Source organism: Stenotrophomonas sp., assembly GCF_032103445.1.
Taxonomy (GTDB): Bacteria; Pseudomonadota; Gammaproteobacteria; order Xanthomonadales; family Xanthomonadaceae; genus Stenotrophomonas.
This window is the reverse complement of sequence record NZ_DAMDFR010000118.1, coordinates 1-6,081: the sequence shown is the minus strand read 5'-3', so window position 1 is coordinate 6,081 and position 6,081 is coordinate 1. Positions and strand designations below refer to the sequence as shown.

General features: G+C 67.4%; 5 protein-coding genes. 1 reads left to right on the top strand and 4 read right to left on the bottom strand.

Going from position 1 to position 6,081, the window contains the following annotated elements:
• Positions 1–414 precede the first annotated feature (414 nt).
• Genes RT551_RS20995 through RT551_RS20980 form a run of 4 tightly spaced genes read right to left on the bottom strand, consistent with a single transcriptional unit; the run spans position 415 to position 3,289 of the window.
• A complete protein-coding gene (locus RT551_RS20995) occupies positions 415–1,221 on the bottom strand; it encodes an N-formylglutamate amidohydrolase (RefSeq protein ID WP_313462096.1) in 807 nt (268 codons plus the stop codon).
• Positions 1,214–1,765: an NUDIX hydrolase gene (locus tag RT551_RS20990; RefSeq protein WP_313462093.1), complete on the bottom strand. Its 552-nt coding sequence runs from the start codon at positions 1,763–1,765 to the stop codon at positions 1,214–1,216. Before RT551_RS20990 ends, RT551_RS20995 begins: the two co-directional genes overlap by 8 nt.
• A complete protein-coding gene (locus RT551_RS20985) occupies positions 1,762–2,712 on the bottom strand; it encodes a 5'-3' exonuclease H3TH domain-containing protein (RefSeq protein ID WP_313462091.1) in 951 nt (316 codons plus the stop codon). The genes RT551_RS20990 and RT551_RS20985 overlap by 4 nt, the downstream gene beginning before the upstream one ends.
• Position 2,713: 1 nt before the next feature.
• On the bottom strand, positions 2,714–3,289 hold the full coding sequence (locus tag RT551_RS20980) for a nitroreductase (protein ID WP_313462089.1): 576 nt from the start codon (positions 3,287–3,289) through the stop codon (positions 2,714–2,716).
• A 329-nt stretch (positions 3,290–3,618) separates the two neighbouring features.
• Here RT551_RS20980 and RT551_RS20975 point away from each other — a divergent pair, with 329 nt between their 5' ends.
• Positions 3,619–5,928, top strand: a complete 2,310-nt coding sequence (locus RT551_RS20975; RefSeq protein ID WP_313462087.1) for a DUF1631 domain-containing protein — start codon at positions 3,619–3,621, stop codon at positions 5,926–5,928.
• Positions 5,929–6,081: the final 153 nt, after the last annotated feature.

Sequence of the window (6,081 nt, the reverse complement as noted above, 5' to 3'; positions counted from 1 at the left end):
GGGACGCTGCAAGTACGTCCCTGTAAGCTCGATCGCCGCATCCATGCGGCTCACGTCCCCTCCAGCCCATCCCGAGCCGCCATCGACAGTGCGTCGGTGGCCACCGGAAATCAAAAGCACGTATGCCCGGTAGCGTCGGTCGACAGACGACGGCCGTGAAATCCCCAACATCCGGTAACGCGTGACCCCAGAGCGACATCGCCGTTGATTCGGCATTTCCCGTGGCCACCGGCCAACTATCTGGGGCGTGCCGGGGTGGGTTTGCGGGACCGTAGAAAACATGGATGTTTTCTACGAGCCCCCATGGATGGGTTTACGGCGTGTCCCGCAAACCCACCCTGGTGCGCCCAAGCTCGGATTCACGTGACTACCGGCTGTTCGCCTGAATCCAACAGCAGCCGGGCAAGCCCGGCTCTACGTAGCGCGTGCCATCGCCAGCAACTGCGGCTCCAACGCGCCAAACACCCGCGCCAATCGATCCGCCCACGCGATCTGCCCGGCAGCATCGGCAATCAGATCCTGGCGGATCTCCAGTTCCACGTGCACCAGCCCGCGACCTTCACCGTGCACCGGCACCGCGTAATCACTGGTGCTGCTGACCGAATACGGTTCGTTGTCGCCCACCACCAGGTCGCCTTCATCGCGCAACGCCTGCAACAACGCATGCGCGAAGCGGGTGTCGCGGTGGTACAGCACGCCGGCGTGCCAGGGGCGGTCGAATCCGTTCATCGACGGAGTGAAGCTGTGCATCATCACCAGCAGGGTAGGACGATCCTGCTGCTGACGCGCCTCCAGCTCGGCCTCGATCCGCGCGTGATACGGCGCGTGGATCGCATCGATGCGCTGCTGGCGCTGCGCGTCGCTCAAGGCCGCGTTGCCCGGAATGCGGGTGTGGTCGCTTTTTTCGGGAATCAACGTCGGTGATGCCAGCGGTCGGTTGCAGTCGATCAACAGCCGCGAGTAGGTCTGCTCGATCGCCCACGCATCCAGTCGTTCCGCCAACGCGCGCGTGGTGCCGGCAATGCCGATGTCCCAGCCGATGTGGCGATCCAGCTCGACCTGCGGCAGGCCCAGGTTCGCCAGCGATGCCGGAATCGCCTGCCCGGCATGGTCGGCCAGCAGCACAAACGGCGAACGCCCCTGCGGGCGATGCACGGTGTACACCGCCGGGTCGCCGGCACCGAGCAGGGCAGTGGCGTGCAGGCTTCCGGTATCAGCCACGCGGCGTGCCATCCAGATGGTGTTCGATCATCCACAGCCCCGCCCACAGCTTGGCATCGAGCTGGTAGCCCTGATTCATCTTTTCCACCAGCCAGGCCGCCGCGCGGGCGCGCGGAATCGCATGCACGGTGATGTCTTCGCTTTCATCGCCACCGCCTTCGCCGACGCGGCGCAGGCCGGTCGCGCGGACGAACGCGATCCGTTCGCTGCTGGCACCCGACGAGGTCGGGCCGATCATCAGCACCTCGGCGTGGTCGGCGGTCCAGCCGGTTTCTTCCTCCAGTTCGCGCACCGCCGAGTCTTCAATCGACTCGCCGGCCTCGATGTCGCCGACCAGCCCGGCCGGCATCTCGATGGTGAGTGCCTGCAGCGGCACCCGGAACTGCTCCACGAACAGCACCTCGTCATCCGGGGTCACCGCGATGATGATCGCCGCCAGTCCGCCGGCATGGGTGCGCTCGCTGTATTCCCAGCTGCCGCGCACCACCATGCGCTGGTACTTGCCTTCATAAACGACTTTCGGGGGCTGCGTGTTGTGGCTCATGCGAACTCGTTGGCAACGGAAGAAGAATCGGAAAGGCCGCCGGCGGTGAACAGGCGGCGGCGGGTGAGCGGGCCGAAGCGCAGCGCATCACACAGGCCCTGCAGCATCTGCGGGTCGGCACTGGCGCGGCCAAAGCCGGATTCGCTGCCGTCCAGCGGCGCATCCAGGGCGATGGTGGTCAGCTGCCGCCACAGCAGCGCGTGCTCGCGCTGCTCGCGCAGGCGCACCGCCATCTGCGCCGCGCCGCGCAGGCGCAGGAACGGCACCTCGTCCAGGCGCTCATACAGGGTGTCCAGGCTGCCGAAGTGGGCCAGCAGCACGGCCGCGGACTTCGCGCCCACGCCGGTCACGCCGGGAATGTTGTCCACCGCGTCGCCGCACAGCGCCAGATAGTCGGCAATCTGATGCGCCTGCACGCCGTGGCGGGCCTTCACCCCGGCCATGCCCCAGCGCTGGTTGCGCGCGTAGTCCCACTGCTCGTCGTGCTCGTGCAGCAGCTGCGACAGGTCCTTGTCGGCGGAAATGATCACCCCGCGCATGCCGCCGGGGCGGCTGGCATGCAGAGCACTGCCGATCAGGTCGTCGGCTTCATATTCGTGGTGGGCCAGTACGGTCAGGCCCAGCGCCATGCACAGCGCCTTGCAGTGCGCGAACTGGCGTCGCAGTTCCTCCGGGGCCGGGTCGCGATTGGCCTTGTAGGCCGTGTACAGCCGGTGGCGGAAGCAGCTGTCCAGGGCTTCGTCGAAGGCCACCACGATGTGCTGCGGGCGCTCACGCTCGAGCAGGTCCAGCAGGAAGCGGGCGAACCCGTGCACCGCGTTGGTCGGCCAGCCCTGCTGATCCTGGAACTCGTTGGGCATCGAGTGCCAGGCCCGGAACACGTACAGGCTGGCATCGACCAGATACAGCGGCGGGCGCAGGGCCAGCCCGGGCGGAGCCTCGATCATCTCAACCCACCCAGTCCTGCAGCAGCGCGGCCGGATCGGGGCGTTCGCGCTCGGGCACCTCGGCCTTGGGGGTGCCGATATGAATGAAGCCGGCAATGCGCTCGTGTTCGGCCAGGCCCAGGTGGCTGTGCACGACCGGGTCGAACGCCATCCAGGCGGTCAGCCACTGCGCCCCGAAGCCCATGGCCTGGGCGGCCTGCAGCAGGGCGAAGCAGACGCAGCCGGCAGTCATCAGCTGCTCCTGCTCCGGCACCTTGGGGCTGGGGGTGGGGCAGGCGATGACGGTGACGATCAGCGGGGCATGCGAGAAACGCAGGCGGTCTTTCTCGACCTGCGCTTCGGACGCGTTCAGGTCCCGGGCGCGGCTGCGCTCGGCCAGGAACGCGCCCAGAGTGTGACGCGCATCACCCTGGATGCTCAGGAAGCGGAACGGCACCTTCTTGCCGTGGTCGGGCACGCGGACCGCCGAAGCGAGCATCCGCAGCAGGGTTTCCCGGTCGGGACCGGGCGCAGTCAGCTGCAGCGCAGGAACCGAGCGACGGGCGTCCAGGGCTTGCAGCGCAGGGGATTCGGGCATGGCACTCAACAGAATTTCACCGGAGGACAATTATAGTCGGGGCGCTTTGTGACGTCGGTTTTGGGCAACTGTGTGCCATTTGCGACGAAACGTGATGCACATCACTTAATGAAACCCATCCCTTCACACTCCTGTACTCGCTTCCGGTGGGCACTGGCCTTACGATACAAGGCCTGCCGGTACCCGGTTGTGAGGTTTGAAGTGAGGACTGTTTCACTGTCCCCGACCGGTGCGCCGATCTACCATCCGCGTGCGGGTGCCTGGGGGGCATCGGCATCCGGTGTATCCATGCTGCAATTCGACCTAGCGAAGGTGGGGAGCCTTTTCGCATGATCGCCACGCCCAACGTCATGGCGCAGGCAGGCCGCGACCCGGCCCTGCTGAAGCTCGCACGCGAAGCTGCCCTGCCGGGGCTGGCCGAGTCGTTTGCGACCGTGCTCGCGCGCTTTGACGACGTGCTGTTTGACCGCGCCAGCAATGCCGGCGCGTCGCAGCTGCTGTTCCTGGATGGCATGCGCGAACTGCGCCGTCGCCGCGAGGAGATCGCGGCCGGGTTCCGTGCCCACCTGTCGCTGGCCTGGGACGCGCTGGAGCGCGGCCAGCCGCTGTCGGCCGAGACCGTTCTGGCCGGGCAGGTCGAGGGTGGCCTGAGCCTGGTGCCCGAGCACGTGCTGGAATCCCGTCTGGCGGTGCGCAACTTCGCCGTGGTCCTGCTGCGCGACTGGAAGCCCGTGCTGGCGCGGCTGGATCGTCGCCTGGGCTGGATCGCCGGCGGGCTGGAGCTGAACGCCGATACCAATCCGATCAGCCCCGAGCATATTGGCGTGGCCATCCACGAGGCGTTCGCCGACTGCGAACTGGCCCCGGAAGTGCGTCTGGTGCTGATCAAACTGTGCGAGCGCGACCTGCACGGGCCGATCGGCAAGCGCTATGAAAAGCTGGACGAACAGCTGGCGGCCGCTGGCGTGATGCCGCAGATGTCGGCTCCGCGCAAGCCGGCCCCGCGCCCGCCGACGCCCCGTAACGAACTGGATGAACTGGTCGACGCGCTGGACCCGGAAGCGCAGGCGCGCGGCGACGATGGCTCGGCCCCGGCCTGGGCGCGTCGCTTCGCCGACCGCTGGGCGGCCAGCCGTGGCCGCATGCAGTCGGCCCAGGCCGCGTATCAGGAAGCGGGCGAAGCCGACGCCATGAACAACAACCAGGGCATGCTGCTGGAAGCCCTGCACGAACTGCTGCAGCAGACCCGCCACGTGCGCGAGGACGCCACCTCGGCGGCCAGCGTTGCGGTGGGCCAGCAGCGTCCGTTGAGCCAGCGCGAAATGATGTCGGTGCTGTCGCTGCTGCAGGCCACGCCCAGTGCGACCCTGCGCGCGGCGATTGGCGAAGATGGCGAATCGCTGGCGCAGCGGCTGAAGAGTGAAGTGCTGTCCGGCGCGACCCAGCTGGGCGTGGACCCGGCGCAGGCGCGGCTGGACCCGCAGGACGAAGACGCGATCGACCTGGTCGGCATGCTGTTCGACGTGATGCTGGACGAACGCGACCTGGAAGGCCGCTCGCGCGAACTGATTGGTCGGCTGGTGGTGCCGTTCGTAAAGGTGGCCATGCTTGACCGCCGCATGTTCGTGCAGAAGACCCACCCGGCGCGCAAGCTGCTGAACTCGCTGGCCGAGGCCTGCGAGGGCAACACCGGCGAAAGCCAGGCCGAGCGTGTGCTGATGGGCAAGGTCGAGGAGATCATCGAGCGGCTGGTGGCCGAGTTCAATGAGAACCTGGCGATCTTCCTCACTCTGGAAGAAGAATTCCGCGACTTCCTCACCCAGCACCGCCGCCGCATTGAAATTGCCGAGCGCCGCGCGGCGGAAACCCAGCGCGGGCAGGAAAAGCTGGAGGTGGCGCGCACGCGCGCGGCCAGCGAACTGGAGTGGCGGGTGGAAGACCAGCACCTGCCGCAGGCAATCAACGAGTTCCTGCGCCAGCCGTGGCAGCACCACCTGACCCTGGCGGTGCTGCGTGAGGGCGACGATGGCGCGGCCGTGAGCGAGGCGCTGGCCCTGGCCGATGGCCTGCTGGAAGAAGTGTCCGAGGCGCGCCGCCATGTGGTCGGCAAGCCGTGGCTGCAGGCCTGGCAGCCGGTGCTGCGCAAGGTCTTTGCCAGCGTCGGCGTGCATGCCGATGCGGCCACGACGGCGATCGATGCACTGCACGACACGCTGCAGGCGATTGCCGAATCTCGCCCCGAACTGGAGCGCGCGCTGCCGGAACTGCCGCAGGTGGTCCTGCCGGCTCCGCCGGCGGCGGACGCGGGCGGGGTGGAACTGGAAGGCAAGGTCGACGTCACCGATTTCGACAATGCCGATGCCGACCGTTTCCGTGGCATGGAAATCGGCAGCTGGTTGGACTTTGTCGACAAGGACGGCAAGGTACAGGCCGGCAAGCTGTCCTGGGTGAGCCCGATTTCCTCGCGCCTGCTGTTCGTGAACCGCCGCGGCGTACGCTTCTGCGTGGCCTCGCCGGAAGAACTGGCGGTCATGGTCCGCCTCGGCCGCCTGCGCCCGCACATCGACGACGGTGCCTTCGACAGCGCCATGCAGGGCGTCATCGACCGCCTCGACACCAAGGGCGCCACCGTCCACTGAGGTTGCGCGGGGGGCCATATCGCCGGGCTCTGCCCGGCTGCTGTTGGATATGTGCGAACAGCCGGTGGTCATCGGTTCTCTGTGTTGGCGGATCGGGGTGGGCGTTCCGGGGGACGCTGCAAGTACGTCCATGTAAGCTCGATCGCCGCATCC